The sequence below is a fragment of the Brevibacterium aurantiacum genome, assembly GCF_003932995.1.
GTDB lineage: Bacteria > Actinomycetota > Actinomycetes > Actinomycetales > Brevibacteriaceae > Brevibacterium > Brevibacterium aurantiacum.
The window spans coordinates 1,987,111-2,001,250 of sequence record NZ_CP025333.1 but is presented as its reverse complement, the minus strand read 5'-3'; the positions used below and the strand labels follow the sequence as shown (position 1 = coordinate 2,001,250).

15 protein-coding genes are annotated in these 14,140 nt (G+C 63.0%); 2 read left to right on the top strand and 13 right to left on the bottom strand.

All coding sequences use genetic code 11. From position 1 onward, the window contains the following. Nucleotides 1-24: 24 nt before the first annotated feature. The 11 genes from CXR25_RS09290 to CXR25_RS09240 all read right to left on the bottom strand — a co-directional run bounded on the left by CXR25_RS09290 (nucleotide 25) and on the right by CXR25_RS09240 (nucleotide 10,370). Nucleotides 25-867 (bottom strand): amino acid ABC transporter permease, encoded by an 843-nt coding sequence (locus CXR25_RS09290; RefSeq protein ID WP_009882432.1) that lies wholly within the window; start codon nucleotides 865-867, stop codon nucleotides 25-27. Then, nucleotides 864-1,535 carry an amino acid ABC transporter permease gene (locus CXR25_RS09285; RefSeq protein WP_114385010.1) on the bottom strand — a complete coding sequence of 224 codons (672 nt, stop codon included), beginning with the start codon at nucleotides 1,533-1,535 and terminating at the stop codon, nucleotides 864-866. The genes CXR25_RS09290 and CXR25_RS09285 overlap by 4 nt, the downstream gene beginning before the upstream one ends. Before the next feature lie 67 nt (nucleotides 1,536-1,602). After that, nucleotides 1,603-2,502, bottom strand: a complete 900-nt coding sequence (locus tag CXR25_RS09280) for a glutamate ABC transporter substrate-binding protein (RefSeq protein ID WP_125240532.1) — start codon at nucleotides 2,500-2,502, stop codon at nucleotides 1,603-1,605. Between the two features lie 76 nt (nucleotides 2,503-2,578). Continuing rightward, nucleotides 2,579-3,328, bottom strand: coding sequence for an amino acid ABC transporter ATP-binding protein (locus CXR25_RS09275; RefSeq protein ID WP_050773352.1), 750 nt, complete (start codon nucleotides 3,326-3,328; stop codon nucleotides 2,579-2,581). A 153-nt stretch (nucleotides 3,329-3,481) separates the two neighbouring features. Then, nucleotides 3,482-5,176, bottom strand: coding sequence for an AMP-binding protein (locus CXR25_RS09270; protein WP_125240531.1), 1,695 nt, complete (start codon nucleotides 5,174-5,176; stop codon nucleotides 3,482-3,484). Nucleotides 5,177-5,209: 33 nt separating this feature from the next. Beyond that, nucleotides 5,210-6,886 carry an ABC transporter permease gene (locus tag CXR25_RS09265; protein ID WP_009882440.1) on the bottom strand — a complete coding sequence of 559 codons (1,677 nt, stop codon included), beginning with the start codon at nucleotides 6,884-6,886 and terminating at the stop codon, nucleotides 5,210-5,212. 57 nt (nucleotides 6,887-6,943) lie between these two features. Continuing rightward, complete coding sequence (gene modA, locus CXR25_RS09260) at nucleotides 6,944-7,702, bottom strand: molybdate ABC transporter substrate-binding protein (protein ID WP_035278442.1); 759 nt, start codon at nucleotides 7,700-7,702, stop codon at nucleotides 6,944-6,946. Nucleotides 7,703-7,820: 118 nt separating this feature from the next. Continuing rightward, complete coding sequence (locus CXR25_RS09255) at nucleotides 7,821-8,222, bottom strand: TOBE domain-containing protein (RefSeq protein WP_096145519.1); 402 nt, start codon at nucleotides 8,220-8,222, stop codon at nucleotides 7,821-7,823. Then, entirely contained in the window at nucleotides 8,219-8,641 is a 423-nt protein-coding gene (locus CXR25_RS09250) for a molybdenum cofactor biosynthesis protein MoaE (RefSeq protein ID WP_114320296.1), read from the bottom strand. Before CXR25_RS09250 ends, CXR25_RS09255 begins: the two co-directional genes overlap by 4 nt. Continuing rightward, on the bottom strand, nucleotides 8,638-9,108 hold the full coding sequence (gene moaC, locus CXR25_RS09245) for a cyclic pyranopterin monophosphate synthase MoaC (RefSeq protein WP_009882445.1): 471 nt from the start codon (nucleotides 9,106-9,108) through the stop codon (nucleotides 8,638-8,640). The genes CXR25_RS09250 and moaC overlap by 4 nt, the downstream gene beginning before the upstream one ends. Further along, nucleotides 9,105-10,370 carry a molybdopterin molybdotransferase MoeA gene (locus CXR25_RS09240; RefSeq protein WP_226839038.1) on the bottom strand — a complete coding sequence of 422 codons (1,266 nt, stop codon included), beginning with the start codon at nucleotides 10,368-10,370 and terminating at the stop codon, nucleotides 9,105-9,107. Before CXR25_RS09240 ends, moaC begins: the two co-directional genes overlap by 4 nt. Before the next feature lie 42 nt (nucleotides 10,371-10,412). On the opposite strand from CXR25_RS09240, the gene moaA reads away from it, so the two are divergent. Together moaA and CXR25_RS09230 are read left to right on the top strand one after the other, a co-directional pair. Beyond that, nucleotides 10,413-11,501, top strand: a complete 1,089-nt coding sequence (moaA, locus tag CXR25_RS09235; protein ID WP_096158706.1) for a GTP 3',8-cyclase MoaA — start codon at nucleotides 10,413-10,415, stop codon at nucleotides 11,499-11,501. Next, a complete protein-coding gene (locus tag CXR25_RS09230; protein WP_009882448.1) occupies nucleotides 11,502-11,747 on the top strand; it encodes a MoaD/ThiS family protein in 246 nt (81 codons plus the stop codon). 47 nt (nucleotides 11,748-11,794) lie between these two features. On the opposite strand, the gene CXR25_RS09225 is transcribed toward CXR25_RS09230, so the two are convergent. Both CXR25_RS09225 and CXR25_RS09220 read right to left on the bottom strand, forming a co-directional pair. Further along, entirely contained in the window at nucleotides 11,795-12,910 is a 1,116-nt protein-coding gene (locus CXR25_RS09225; protein WP_096158705.1) for a ThiF family adenylyltransferase, read from the bottom strand. 20 nt (nucleotides 12,911-12,930) lie between these two features. After that, nucleotides 12,931-14,112: a molybdopterin molybdotransferase MoeA gene (locus CXR25_RS09220; RefSeq protein WP_096160816.1), complete on the bottom strand. Its 1,182-nt coding sequence runs from the start codon at nucleotides 14,110-14,112 to the stop codon at nucleotides 12,931-12,933. Between the last annotated feature and the right edge of the window lie 28 nt (nucleotides 14,113-14,140).

Genomic DNA, 14,140 nt, shown 5'->3' with positions numbered 1-14,140 from the left:
CCGACGCCACCCGTCTCAGCTCGTCTATGCGACAGTCTTCGCCGACAGGCCTTCCGCTCCGACGGGAGCGGTGGCCTTTCGCTGGAGACGCTTCTCCAACCACCGGGCGATGCCGGCGACGATCATGTTGATGATGATGAAGAGCACGGCACCGACGAGGAATGTCGGGAGCAGATTGTTGTACTCACGGCCGATGAGATTCACCTGGTACAGCAGGTCCTGATAGGTGACGATGAAGCCCAGGGCCGAGTCCTTGAGCAGCACGACGATCTGGGCGATGATCGTAGGCATCATGGCACGCAGCGCCTGCGGCATGAGCACCAGGCTCATCACCTGTCCCGGGCGCAGACCGATGGCCATGGCGGCTTCTCGCTGACCCTTCGGAACGGCGAGGATACCGGCACGGATGATCTCGGCCAGAACCATCCCGTTGTAGAGTGTCAGGCCGATGACGACTGACCAGAATGCTCCGATGGTGTTTCCGAAGATGAGGAACATCGCAAAGATCAGCAGCAGGACAGGGACTCCGCGGAAGAACTCGAGGACGATGGTTCCCGGTACCGAGATGACCTTCTTGCTCGAGAGCCGCAGCAGCGCGAATACGACTCCGACGACCAGAGCCAGCAGGGAGGCGACGACCGCGACCTTAAGGGTTGCGGCCATGCCTTGGAGCAGGACCAGCTGAATCTGGGAGAACGTGAATGGATACCATTTCGCCGCGTCCAGCTGTCCGGCGTCGGCGAACTTCCAGATGATGAAGGCGATGAGTCCGGCCAGCACAAGGGCCGAGACGATCGAGAGGATGATGTTGTTGCGACGAGCCTTGGGACCGGGTTCGTCGAACAGGACCTGTGTCGGTGCGCTCATCGCAGGATCACCAGTTTCCTCTCGAGGTAGTCGAAGACGCGACCCAGGATCAGCGCCAAGATCAGGTAGGCAAGAGCGGTCCCGAACAGCAGCGGGATCGCCAGGTCGCCCCGGACCTCGATGGCATTGCGCATGGCCGAGATGAGTTCACGGTTGTTGAACGCCGAGGCGATCGAGGTGTTCTTCAGCAGCGCGATGATGACGCTGCCCAGAGGCGGGATGACGGTGCGAAACGCCTGAGGCAGAATGACCTGGCTCAGGGTCTGGCCGAACGTGAGCCCGACGGCCCGAGCTGCTTCGGCTTGGCCGACGGGAATCGTCGAGATGCCCGACCTGAGAGTCTCGGCGACGAAGCATGCCGTATAGGCAGTGAGCGCCAGCGTTGCGTAGATGAAGGAGTTGAAGGAGTTGAAGGAGCTGGTCGAGCCGAAGCGGATGTCGAGGAACGGCAGTCCGAAGGCACAGAAGAACATCACCAGCGTCAGCGGTGTGTTCCTGACGACGTTGATGTAGGTCGAAGCCGCGATCCGCAGGACCGGTGTCGGTGAGACGCGCATTCCGGCCAGGATCGTGCCCAGTACGAGGGCGCCGATCAGGGCGACGGTGAAGAGTTTGACGGTGCCCCAGATGCCTGAGAGGAACATCTCGAGAAGTTGCAGAAAATCCATTCCAGATTCCTTAATCGATGCGAGGGCACCGTTGGGTGCCCTCGCATCATGTCAATCTGAAGGCTGGTCAGTAGCGGTCGATTTCAGGCATTTCGACATCATCGGCGGAGCCGAGGGTGTATTCGAATGCCTTCTTCCAGTCCCCGTCGTCCATGCCCTTCTGCAGGGCATCGTTGACAGCATCGCGCATCGCGTCATCACCCTTGGGCAGACCAACACCGTAGGGCTCTTCGGTGAAGGGCTTGCCGACGACCTTGAACTCGCCTTCGTACTGCTTTGCGTAGCCACGCAGGATCGCGTCGCCGGTGGTCACCGCGTCAACGGAACCCGACTGCAGGTCAGTGACACACTTCGAGTAGGTGTCATAGGCCACGAGCTCTGCCTTGTCGTATTTCTCTTCGATGTTCTGTGCCGGTGTCGAACCGTCCACCGAGCAGACCTTCTTGCCGTCCAGATCGTCGGGGCCGGCGATGTCGGAATCTTCGGCGACGAGCAGGTCCTGACCGGCAACGTAGTACGGTCCGGCGAAGTCAACGACCTTCTTGCGTTCGTCGTTGATGGTGTAGGTAGCCACGACCATGTCGATGTTGCCCTGCTGCAGGAAGGGCTCACGGTTGGCAGAGACGGTCTCGGTGTATTTGATCTGGTCTGGGCTGAAGCCCAGCTGCGCGGCCACCATCTTCGCGATTTCGATGTCGAAGCCTTCGGGCTGTTCGGATCCGGCCTTGACGTTGCCGAGTCCCGGCTGATCGTACTTGACGCCGACCTTCAGCTCGCCGGCGTCTTTGGCGGCCTTCCAGGTCTTGGAGTCTTTGAAATCGGCGCTGTCGTTGACGGTGTATTCGGGTGCTTCCGCCTGGGCGCCGTCGCCCTCGGCAGGAGCATCAGGGGTTCCACCTTGGCCGCAACCGCTGAGTGCGAGCAGTCCGATCGCGACAGATGCGATTGAGAGTCTGAGCTTCTTCATCGTTTCTCCTTGTGAGTGTGGTGCTGTGTGAGGTGGTGCAGGACTGTGCGGTGACGAACGACTTCGTTCGCTGCGATCAGCGGGTGAGGATCTTGGACAGGAAGTCCTTGGCGCGTGGGGTCTGGGGGTTGGTGAAGAACTCTTCGGGCTCGGCGACCTCGACGATCTCCCCATCGGCCATGAAGACGACCCGGTGTGCGGCTTTTCTGGCGAAGCCCATCTCGTGGGTCACGACCACCATGGTCATGCCTTCTTCGGCGAGTCCGACCATGACGTCGAGGACTTCGTTGATCATCTCCGGATCCAGCGCCGAGGTGGGCTCATCGAAGAGCATCACCTTCGGTTTCATCGCCAATGAACGGGCGATGGCGACTCGCTGCTGCTGCCCGCCCGAAAGCTGTGCGGGGTATTTGTCGGCTTGGTGAGCGACCCCGACGCGTTCGAGCAGGGCCATGGCCTGTTGTTCGGCTTCGGCTTTGGACAGTTTGCGGACCTTGATCGGTCCGAGTGTGACGTTTTCCAGGATCGTCTTGTGGGCGAAGAGGTTGAAGGCCTGGAAGACCATTCCCACGTCCGAGCGCAGGTGCGCCAGAGCTGCGCCTTCCGCAGGAAGTTCCTTCCCGTCGATCGTGATCGAACCGGAGGTGATGGTCTCCAAACGGTTGATCGTCCGACACAGGGTCGATTTGCCGGAGCCGGAGGGACCGATGACGACGACGACTTCGCGTTCTTTGATGTTGAGGTTGATGTGCTTCAGGGCGTGAAAATCACCGTAGTGTTTCTCAACATCTGTGACGGACACCAACGGTTGTGATTCAGCTCTCATAAGAGTTGATCTCAGTGAATAAAGGTCTCACATGAAAAACGTGGAGGCTTGCCAGAAAAACTGCAACCGACTTGTGACCTGGGCCAATCGTCGGTTGCAGTCTTTCACGGACGTGCAGGTGCGGCCCTCACCGAGGACTATCGCACCGATTCCTCAGACGAGGCTCGTCTTCTGGATGATCTTCTCGCCTTCTTCACGCAGCTCGATCTTGCGGATCTTGCCCGACACGGTCATCGGGAATGACTCTCGGACCTCCACGTAGCGCGGGATCTTGAAATGGGCGAGTTTGCCGTTGCAGAATTCCCTGACCTCCGCTGCGGTCAAAGAGTCGAAGCCGTCTTTGAGGATGGCCCAGGCCATGAGCTCTTCACCGTACTTCTCGTCGGCGACCCCAACGACTTGGACGTCCCTGATCGACGGATGGTGGTAGAGGAACTCTTCGACCTCACGGGGGTAGACGTTCTCTCCGCCGCGGATGACCATATCCTTGATCCGTCCGGAGATGTCGACGTAGCCGTTATCGTCCATGATGCCCAGATCACCGGTGTGGATCCACCGGGATGCATCGATCGCCTCGGCGGTCTTCTCCTGATTTTCCCAGTACCCGAGCATGACCGCGTAGCCGCGGGTGCACAGTTCGCCCTTCTGTCCGCGCGGGACAGCTTGCCCGGTGACCGGGTCGGCGATCTTGATCTCGAGGTGGGGCATGACGCGGCCGACGGTCTGAGTGCGGGCTTCGAGGGTGTCGTCGACGCGGGTCATCATGGACACCGGCGAGGTCTCCGTCATGCCGTAGCAGATGGCGACCTCGTCCATATTCATATCGGAAATGACGCGCTTCATGATCTCGACCGGGCAGGGAGAGCCGGCCATGACGCCGGTACGCAGCGAGCTGAGGTCGTAGCTCGAGAAGTCCGGATGCTCGAGTTCGCCGATGAACATCGTCGGCACCCCGTAGAGCGAGGTCGCCTTCTCCTCTGAAACTGCGCTCAGCGCCGCACCCGGGTCGAATCCGGGCGAGGGCAGAATGATGGCCGCGCCGTGGCTGAGAGCCGCGAGGTTTCCGATGACCATGCCAAAGCAGTGGTAGTACGGAACCGGCAGGACGACAGAGTCCTTCGCAGAGTACGACAGCAGCTCTCCGATGAAGAAGCCGTTGTTGAGGATGTTGTGATGGCTCAGCGTCACCCCTTTGGGGAAACCTGTGGTGCCCGAGGTGTACTGAATGTTGATCGGATCGTCCATCGCCAGTTCGCCCGCAAGCTTCTCCAGCCGCACCGAGTACTTGGCTGCGCCGTCGTCGAGCAGGTCACGACCGGTTCCGATCAGGTGAGCGAAGGATTCGCGTTCGCCGATCACCGCATCGCCGAGGAGGTCGGGAGGAACCGTGTCGATGAAGACCAGTTCGAGGCCCGCCACTTTGCCGGCAACCTCGGTCGCGATCGCATGGAAGTCCGAGTGCGGAGGTGCCGAGATCTGGGAGATGAGCATCGACATGCCCGACTGCTCGGCGACGTATTCGAGCTCGTGACTGCGGTAGGAAGGATTGACGTTGACGAGGATCGCGCCGATCTTCGCAGTGGCGTATTGGACGAGAGCCCATTCGGCGACGTTCTGCGCCCAGATTCCGACCCGCTCGCCCTTCTTCACTCCGCGCTCAAGCAGTCCGATCGCCAAGGCGTCGGTGTCGCGGTCGAACTCGGCATAGGTCCACCGCCGCTCGGAATGCCGATCCACCAGCGCCAGCTCTTGGGCATGTGCGGCAACTGTGGCCTTCAGATTTGCGGGAATTGTCTGCCCCAGCAGAGGTGTCTCGGATGGTCCTGAGGAATAGGAAAGTTCTGCCACGACGCTGTGCTCCTTAGTGCAGTTTCAAAGTAACTACTGTGTCGTAATGCACATTATTCCTTCTGCGTCCGTGGCGCAAAAACTGGTCAGGAACTCGTGACCTGGCATGTCTGGGCCTGCGTCGGAGATACGCTGCCCGATCTGCTCCACCGGTGCCACGGTGGCCACAGACCCGGAGTCGATGTGCACCAGGGTGGTCGCCAGAACGGTGACATCGGCGGCGTCATGCGTGATGATGACGGCGCTGCGGCCAGCGAGAGCCTGTGCCAGAACTCGCCGGGTTTCGACCTTGACGTCGACGTCGAGAGCAGCCAGGGGCTCGTCGAGCAGCAACAGCTTCGGATCGACGACAAGGGCCCTGGCCAATGCGATCCTGGCCGCCTGTCCACCAGAGACTGCCTCTGGTGCCCGACCGGAGCAGTGGCCGACTCCGAGCCTGGTGAGCATGTCCTGCGCACGGGAGCGTGCTTCCGTGGTGGTGAGTCCTTGGGCCTTGAGCCCGAAGGCAACGTTGTCGATCACATTCAGATGCGGGAATAGGAGAGGTGTCTGTGCGAGGTGGACGATTCCGCGCGAGTGGACAGGCGGCCAGCTGCCGTCCGCGATGTCGAAGATGGTGTCCTTCCCGATGTGCAGGGAGCCTGAGTCGGCGGGGATGGCGCCGGTCATCAGCTGGAACAGGCTCGACTTGCCTGCCCCGTTCCGGCCGATCATCGCCGTCGTCGACGAGCCGGGAATCGACAGGTCGATGTCAAGGCCACGATCGGGAACGGATGCTCTGAGGCGGATCGTGGCTGCGCTCGCCGTCGTCGGCCCGAGACCGTCAACGGGCAGGGGTTCACCGGCTGGCAGCGTCTCATTGACCGAGCGTGTCGTCGACTGCGGTTCGTGGGGTTTGGGTGCCCGGAGTCTGGGGGCGTGAGGGGAACGATAGGCGAGGACGATGATGACCAAGGCGACGACAATCAGGAGCAGGGACAGGGCGATGGCAGACTGTGGGTCGGTTTCGCGGACCAGGTAGATCTGCAGCGGCATCGTTCGGGTGACCCCGGAGAGGGAGCCGGCAAAGGTCAGGGTGGCACCGAACTCCCCCAGCGCTCGAGCGAAGCAGAGGATGGCGCCGGTCATGATCCCCTGCCGCAGCAGCGGAAGGGTGATGTGGAAGAACACCCGGTTGGGTGCGGCACCGAGCTCAGCGGCGGCAAGTTCGAAGTCATGTCCGCGTGCGGCGACGGCAGTTTCGACGGACATGACCATGAACGGCAGAGCGACGAAGATCTGGGCGAAGACCACTGCCGCGGATGTGTAGGCCAGCCCGAGTCCCATGTCCGTGAGCAGGGATCCGAGTGTCGCGGTTCTCCCCCAGGTGTAGAGCAGCGCCAGACCGCTGACGACCGGAGGCAGCACGAGCGGAAGCAGGATGAGGGTGCGCACGACTCGCTGCCCGCGAAAGGTGCGCGTCGCGAGCAGGTATCCCAACGGAAATCCGATGACCACACAGCACAGGGCCGCAATCAGAGCAGTCAGCAGCGACAGCCCCATCGCCAGCCGTGATTCAGGTGCCAGGATGACCTCGCCGAGGTGGCCCGGATCGATGCGTGCGACCAGCCCGATGATCGGGACCAGGAGGAAGGCGATGCCGAGAACTGCGGGGATCCATAGCCACACCGGTATCGCCGGATGGGCGTTCCGTCTGCGCGTCTTCGTCATCTGCGCACCGTCATCTCATCACGGTGGTCTGCGAGGAGTGCCCTCGGGAATGTTCTGTCATGGGGTCGAGAATCCTGCGTCTTTGAGTCTTTTCGCTGCCACGTCTGACTGCAGGAATGTCACGAATGCATCGGCCGCGTCCTTGTTCTCGCTGGCGTCGACAGTGGCCGCAGGGTACTTGTTGATGACCTTATCGGCTCCGTCGAGTTCGACCTCTTCGACATCGCCGTCGGCACGTGCCACGTCGGTGACATAGACGATGCCGGCGTCGGCCTGCCCTGCGCTGACCTTGCCGAGCACATCGGTGACGGAGTTCTCCTCGCTGGCAGGGTCAAGTGTGACAGCGTTCTGCTTCGCCCATTTCTGGGTCGCGGCCCCGCAGGGCACCTGCGGGGCGCAGACGACGAGATCCTTACCGGCGAAGTCCTGCGATGAGGAGATGTCTCCTGGATTGCCTTCGGGGACGGCCAGAGTCAGCGTGTTCGATGCGAAGTTCGATGGTTCTCCGGCCAACAGGTCATCCGCTGCGAGTGTGTCCATGGTTGTTTCATCGGCGGTTGCGATGACGTCTGCCGGCGCTCCTTCGGAGATCTGGGCGACCAGGTCTGAGGATCCTGCGAAGGAGAACTTCACGTCGACGCCTGTCTCTGTCTTGGTGAAGTCTTCCGCAATGTCTTCGAACACCTCGGTCAGAGACGCTGCGGCGAAGACGGTCAACGTCGTCTTCTCCCCCGATTCCGAGTCTGATTCTGTCCCGGAAGAACAGGCGGTCAGTGAGAGCACTGCGACGATGCAGGCTGCAGACAAATACTTCATTCGCCCATTAAACCCGCATCTGCGCGTAAATGGCTAATCTGACTCAGTGTTTGCGGAACTGATGTTGCTTTTTCTTAAACAGCCTCGGTCCCGGAGAAAAGCAGCCGGTGAGCAGTTTTCAGCGAGTACCCGGGGAGTCGATGGAGACCATTGTGGCCTTCACCGAGGCGGTGGCCAGGCTGCCTGGCTCTAGTTCGAGCTGCCGGCAGGCCTCAGCCGACATCAGCGACACAACCCGGAACGGGCCGCACTGGAGGCTGACCTGGGCCATCACGCCGTCGATGACGACGTCGGTGACGAGACCGGCGAATCGGTTGCGGGCGGAGCTGACGACACCCGTCGGATCCTCGAGGGCACCTGAACCCGTCTGTGCCAGGGCAGCCAGTTCCCGCCCCTCGACGACTGCCCGGTTGGAGGCGTCCTTGTGCTGGGTGAGTTTCCCGTCGCTGATCCAGCGGCGGATGGTGTCGTCGCTGACTCCGAGGAACCGGGCCGCGTCGTTGATGCGCAGTTCGGTCATTCGAGAGCCCCGACCCACTCGTCCTCACCGTCGGCGAAGAACTGGTGCTTCCAGATCGCCACACGCGCCTTGACCTCGTCGACCAGCTCGGAGCAGGCGGCGAAGGAGTCGTGGCGATGTGGTGAGGCGACGACCGCGGCCAAGGCCACATCTCCGATCTCGAGGGCACCGACGCGATGGACGACGGACAGACGTACGGCCGGGTGTTTGGCTGCGATCTCAGCGGCCACCTCGGCGATCTGCGCGCTTGCCACCGGATGGGATTCATAGGTCAGTCGATGGACCCCGCGACCCTCGTCGTGGTCGCGGATGACACCGGAGAAGCTGACCACAGCACCGCAGGTGTCATCGAGGACATCCGCCTCAAGTGCGGCGGTGCTGATCGGGGTCTCGACGACGTCGGTGTGGATGACGCTCATGTGTCCCGGCTCCAATCGCCGCTGCGGCCACCGGACTTCTCGATGACCTTGATGTCGCCGATGATCGCCTGGTTGTCGACGGCCTTGATCATGTCGAAGATGGTCAGGGCGGCGATGGACACTGCGGTCAGCGCCTCCATCTCGACACCCGTCTTCGACACGGTCTTGACCGCGCCCGTGATGCGAACGGCGTCGTCGAGGAGTTCGAAGTCGACATCGATGCCCGTCAGCGGCAGCGGGTGGCACAGTGGAATCAGGTCACTGGTGCGTTTGGCGCCCATGACTGCGGCGATACGGGCCACGGGCAGGGCATCGCCCTTGGGCAGGCCCGCTTCGGCGATCATGTCGATCACCTCGCTCCGGGTGGTGATAAGTGCGGTGGCGACGGCGCGACGTTTGGTCACGTCCTTGTCTCCGACGTCGACCATATGGGCGGCGCCGTCGTCGTCGATGTGCGTGAGTGTCATGTGATCTTCCACGTCTTCAGCCTATCGTCTGCGCCGGGGGCGAGCTCATTCGTGTGCGCACCTGAATCGGTTGGCGGGATGAAGACCAGATGCGAACTCTGAGCATAGTTGTGGAGCAGATGCGAGCGGGTACCGCCGACGAGCTCAAGGCCGTCGGGGCCCATCACGGCACGCCGCACCTGCAGCTTTCCGCTGGGCGGAGCCTCGTCCAGGCCACCGAGCAGCCGGTGGTATTCCGTTTCGCGAGGTTCCTCATCGACGTCCAGACCCAGCAGTGCAGGGCGAATGAACATCTCAAAGCTGATCAGGGCGCTGACGGGATTGCCGGGCAGTGCCACCCATGCGGTGTCGGCGAGGCGTCCGCATCCCTGCGGCCCGCCGGGCTGCATGGCGATGGGTTCGAAGACCATGCTCGAGCCTTCGTCGAGTTCGGCGGCGAGCTTGACGACCTCGTGGGCGCCTTTCGAGATCCCGCCGGTCGAGACGACGAGCTCGCAGTCGGCTGCTCTGACTGCGTCGAGCAGAGCCTGGGGATCGTCGGGCACGGTGAGGAGGGTCGTTTCGGCGCCGAGGCGGCGCAGGCTGGCCCCCAGGGTGATCGAGTTCGCGTCGTGGATTCCGGCTGCGGCAGCGGCGGTGATCTCATCCCCTGTGCTCACGATGAGCACGCGCGGCAGGGTTTGAACCTCGAGTTCGGTGATTCCGCAGGCGGCAGCGACGCCGAGGTGGGCCGGCGTGAGCATCACTCCGGCGCTGAGCACTGTGGATCCGGCAGCAACGTCGCTGCCGCGCGAGCGGACGAAGGCGCCCGGCTCAGCGCCTGCATCCGTGGCCGGCAGGGTGATGGTGATCTCCGGGGATTCGAAGCGCCCGGGGTGGGTGTCCTCGATCTTGATCACCGTGTCGGTGCCGGCAGGCAGCGGAGCCCCGGTCATGATCTCCACTGCGGTTCCGGCCGCCACCTCGCTGCCACGGGCTCCAGCCGCAACCCGGCCGTGGACCGGAATGGGGCCGTAGACTGTCTGTGGTCTACCATTGTCGTCGGTGGCGTGACTCTGCTTCGCATCGCGAAGCGTGGTGGCGGCGACGGCATATCCGTCCATGCTGGAGTTGTCGAAGCCGGGAACATCGATCGGTGAGCTCAAAGTGGTGCTCAGGCGACGAGGTGTATCGAGGAGTTCGCCGATCGGAATCGTCTGCGATTGAAGCAGCGGGCCGATCGTGTCGAGGACACGACGACGATGCATGATGGCGGTAGTCATGGGACGATGATAACGAAGAAGTTGATCAAGGAGGATGGCAGAATGCGCAAGATCAGCCTGCCCACACCCGTTCTGAGAACCCCGACAGTGGATCCGGGCGAGACGTTCACAGCCCATCAGGAGGATTCGCTCCTGGACACCTTCGGTCGACGTGCCCGCGATATGCGCATCTCACTGACCGACTTCTGCAATCTGCGCTGCAGCTACTGCATGCCCGAGGAGGGTGTGGAGTTCATGTCCCGCGATGCGGCCATGACAGCCGATGAGATCATCCGCTTCGTGCGCATCGGCGTCGAGAAGTTCGGCGTCGACCAGGTCCGATTCACCGGTGGCGAACCGCTGACCCGAAAAGACGTCACCGACATCATCGCCGGTGTCGCCGCCCTTGAGCCCCGCCCCAATATCGCACTGACCACGAACGCGATCGGCCTCGACAAGCGGGCGCCGAAGCTGCGGGACGCGGGCCTTGACCGCATCAATGTCTCTCTCGACACTGTCGATCCGGAGACGTTCGCGACGATCACTCGCCGCCCGTTCCTCAACCGGGTGCTCGACGGGATCAAGGGCGCCCAGGCCGCCGGTATGGATCCGGTGAAGATCAACGCCGTTCTGCTGCCAGGCGTCAACGACCATCAGGCTCCCGAACTGCTGGCCTGGTGCCTGGAGCGCGGGCTCAAGCTGCGCTTCATCGAACAGATGCCGCTCGACGCCGGGCATTCCTGGGAACGCGGCACCATGATCACGGCCGCTGACATCTTCGCCCTGCTCGAACCCGATTTCGTCCTCACTCCCGACTCCGCACCGCGCAACGGTGCGCCAGCGGAGAAGTTCCTGGTTGCGAGCAGGAACGATCCGGACACGATCATCGGCGACGTCGGCATCATCGCCTCGGTGACCCGGCCTTTCTGTGCCGACTGCACCCGCACCCGTCTGACGGCAGAGGGACGGGTGCGGACCTGCCTGTTCTCGCACACGGAGGTGGATCTGCTCTCCGCGATGCGCGGTGGTGCCGACGATGAGGCGATCGCGAACCTGTGGAAGGGCGCGCATTGGAAGAAACTGGCCGGACACGGCATGGATTCCGAAAGCTTCGAACAGCCCCAACGTCCCATGAGCGCCATCGGAGGATAAGTGCCCCAGATCAGAGTCCGCTTCTTCGCCGCCGCACGAGAGGCCTTCGGAACCAAGGAATCGACCGCGGCAGCGTCAACCATCGACGAGCTGATGACGACCCTGACGAAGGACGCCAGCACCGAGGCGACAACAGTCATCTCCCGTTCGAGCTTCCTCGTCAATGCGGTCGCCGCCACAGACCCGCAAGCGCCCCTGAGCGAGGGTGACACCGTCGACGTTCTCCCGCCCTTCGCAGGCGGCTGAGACCGGCTGGTTCCGTATTGCCGATGTCGCCAGTTCGGCTGAGTTTGTCAGTGCGGCAGTGACAGGTATGCGAGGTATCCCCCGGAGACCGAGCTGACCTCAGTACCCTGCGCGCGCAGTTGGGCGCACGCCCGTGACGACCGCACGCCCGAGCGGCAGTAGAGTGCGACCTGCTCGTGTCCGGCGAGCTGCCCGGAATCCTCCAGCAGAGCGTCCATCGGTATGTGCTGGGCTCCCGGGACCATGCCCGCCGAGACCTCGTCGTCGTCTCTGATGTCGACGAGGTGCGTGCCGGGTGCCAGCGACGCCCATGTCACGCTCGGATCCGTCCCCTCGGACGTCCCGGCTGCGCTCTCATCACCATGGCTGCCGAGTGTGTCACCGTAGTCGCCGAGGTGGCTCTCCAGGTCCGTGATCGGCTGGCGGTTCGGTATCCGTCCGACCGGCACGGTCTCCCAGCTGGCGTCGAGGCTGCTGTGGATGGAGACCGCGTTGCAGAGCGGGGTGCCGATGCCGGTGAGGACCTTGATCGTCTCCATCGCCATGGCAGCACCGATACTTCCGCACAGTGCGCCGAGGACACCGGCTGTTGCACAGTCCGGGACCGACCCGGGTGCTGGTACGACGGGGTAGAGGTCGCGCAGAGTCGCTCCCTGCCTCGTGTCGAAGACGGCAACCTGGCCGTCGAATCCGAGAATCGTGCCCCAGACGAGGGGCTTCTCCAGAATCTCGCAGGCGTCGTTGGCTAGGTATCTGGTCGCGAAGTTGTCGCTTCCGTCGATGACGATGTCGGCAGCACCGATGAGTTCGAGGGCGTTGTCCGGCGTCAGCAGCACCGGGTGGGTGGTGATGTCGATGGCGGAATTCAGCTCGCCCAGCCGATGTTTCGCGGATTCGACCTTCCGCTGCCCTACACCTGTCTCGGAGTGGATGAATTGGCGGTGCAGGTTGCTCAGTTCCACTGTGTCGGGGTCGATGATGCTGATGTGTCCGACTCCGGCGGCTGCCAGGTAGGTGAGGACTGGTGCCCCGAGTCCTCCTGCGCCGATGACGAGCACATGGGAATCCAGGAGCGCGGATTGGGCCTGTGGTCCGAAGCCGCTGAGGCGGATCTGACGGGCATAGCGTGCTGTGTCCGCGGAGCTGAGGGTTTTGCCTGACATGTGTCCCAGTCTAGTTTGCTTCAGCAGTCAAGGACCGTGATGACCTCACCGTGGCGAATGGCCTCGGGCGCTCGAGGGACCCGGATGATGACCTCGGCCCCGGCGAAGTCTCGCAGTCGTGACCGGTCGAACGCTGCGATCTCTCCCCCAGCGGTGAAACGACCCGGCACCAGGCTGACCGCTGTGCTGTGGCCCGTGATTTCGGGACCGTTGTACACGGCCTTCCTCCACCTCGATGCGAGGGGCCGCGCAGCGATGACCGAACGTGCGAAGAGGTGGAAGGACAGAAAGGCCCCTGTCGGTGTGCCCGGGAAATGCAGCAGCGGTACGCCGGCGATGCGTCCGTGCCCCTGCGGCCCACCCGGTCGCATCGACAGACGCAGGAACGTCGAATGTTCATCGCCCAGTTCCTGTCTGACGACCTCGAAGGCACCGGCGCTGATTCCGCCGGTGGTGATGATCAGGTCAACGCTGTCGCGCAGTTCGTCGACGATCTGTCGAAAGGCTGCCGGGTCGTCACCGCAGCTGCGTTCGACGGGGATCGCGCCGGCAGCGGCGATCGCGGAACTGAGCATGGGCAGGTTCGAGTTGTGGATGAATGGCTGCGACGAGGTGGCGGAATCGGTGACCAGCTCATCTCCGGTGACGATGAGACCGATGGTCAGCGACCGGCGCACGCGGATGGTCTCGCGTCCCATCATCGCCAGCGTGCCCACACCGGCGGAGTTGATCACCTCACCGGCGGTGATGACGGTATCTCCGCTCCCGGTGTCCTCCCCCACTGCTCTGATGTTCCAGCCTGGTCGCGCGCCCTTGGGCCAGGAGGAGATGCGGATTCGGTCCGGGGCCGGCCCCGTGCGTTCGGCATCGGTGTACTCGACGGGAACGACCACCTCGGCGGTGGCGGGCACCTGGGCCCCGGTCATCACCCGCACCGCGGTCCCCGGTGTGATGTCCACGGGCCTGGCACCGGCGGGGATGTCACCGCTCACATCCACCTCGGCGCCGGTCCGGGCACTGGTCAGAGCCGACTCGTCGAGTGCAAAGCCGTCCATCGCCGAGGTGGCGAAGCCGGGTATGGGGGAATCGGCGATCACGTCTTCCGCGGCGATTCTGCCATGGCCTGACATGGTGGGAATCGTCTCTTCGGTGCGCTGGGGAGCCGAAGCGAGGATGAGTCGGCAGTATTCCTCTGGTTCCACGGGTGTCCTTTCGTCTGTTGGGAATCCT

What these genes read in the sequence shown, in the direction of transcription:
- CXR25_RS09255 (WP_096145519.1), bottom strand. Translation starts at nt 8,222, where the DNA reads ATGACCGAACTGCGCATCAACGACGCGGCCCGGTTCCTCGGAGTCAGC.
- CXR25_RS09285 (WP_114385010.1), bottom strand. Translation starts at nt 1,535, where the DNA reads ATGGATTTTCTGCAACTTCTCGAGATGTTCCTCTCAGGCATCTGGGGC.
- CXR25_RS09265 (WP_009882440.1), bottom strand. Translation starts at nt 6,886, where the DNA reads ATGACGAAGACGCGCAGACGGAACGCCCATCCGGCGATACCGGTGTGG.
- CXR25_RS09290 (WP_009882432.1), bottom strand. Translation starts at nt 867, where the DNA reads ATGAGCGCACCGACACAGGTCCTGTTCGACGAACCCGGTCCCAAGGCT.
- CXR25_RS09225 (WP_096158705.1), bottom strand. Translation starts at nt 12,910, where the DNA reads ATGTCAGGCAAAACCCTCAGCTCCGCGGACACAGCACGCTATGCCCGT.
- CXR25_RS09280 (WP_125240532.1), bottom strand. Translation starts at nt 2,502, where the DNA reads ATGAAGAAGCTCAGACTCTCAATCGCATCTGTCGCGATCGGACTGCTC.
- moaA (WP_096158706.1), top strand. Translation starts at nt 10,413, where the DNA reads ATGCGCAAGATCAGCCTGCCCACACCCGTTCTGAGAACCCCGACAGTG.
- CXR25_RS09250 (WP_114320296.1), bottom strand. Translation starts at nt 8,641, where the DNA reads ATGAGCGTCATCCACACCGACGTCGTCGAGACCCCGATCAGCACCGCC.
- moaC (WP_009882445.1), bottom strand. Translation starts at nt 9,108, where the DNA reads ATGACACTCACGCACATCGACGACGACGGCGCCGCCCATATGGTCGAC.
- modA (WP_035278442.1), bottom strand. Translation starts at nt 7,702, where the DNA reads ATGAAGTATTTGTCTGCAGCCTGCATCGTCGCAGTGCTCTCACTGACC.
- CXR25_RS09240 (WP_226839038.1), bottom strand. Translation starts at nt 10,370, where the DNA reads ATGACTACCGCCATCATGCATCGTCGTCGTGTCCTCGACACGATCGGC.
- CXR25_RS09275 (WP_050773352.1), bottom strand. Translation starts at nt 3,328, where the DNA reads ATGAGAGCTGAATCACAACCGTTGGTGTCCGTCACAGATGTTGAGAAA.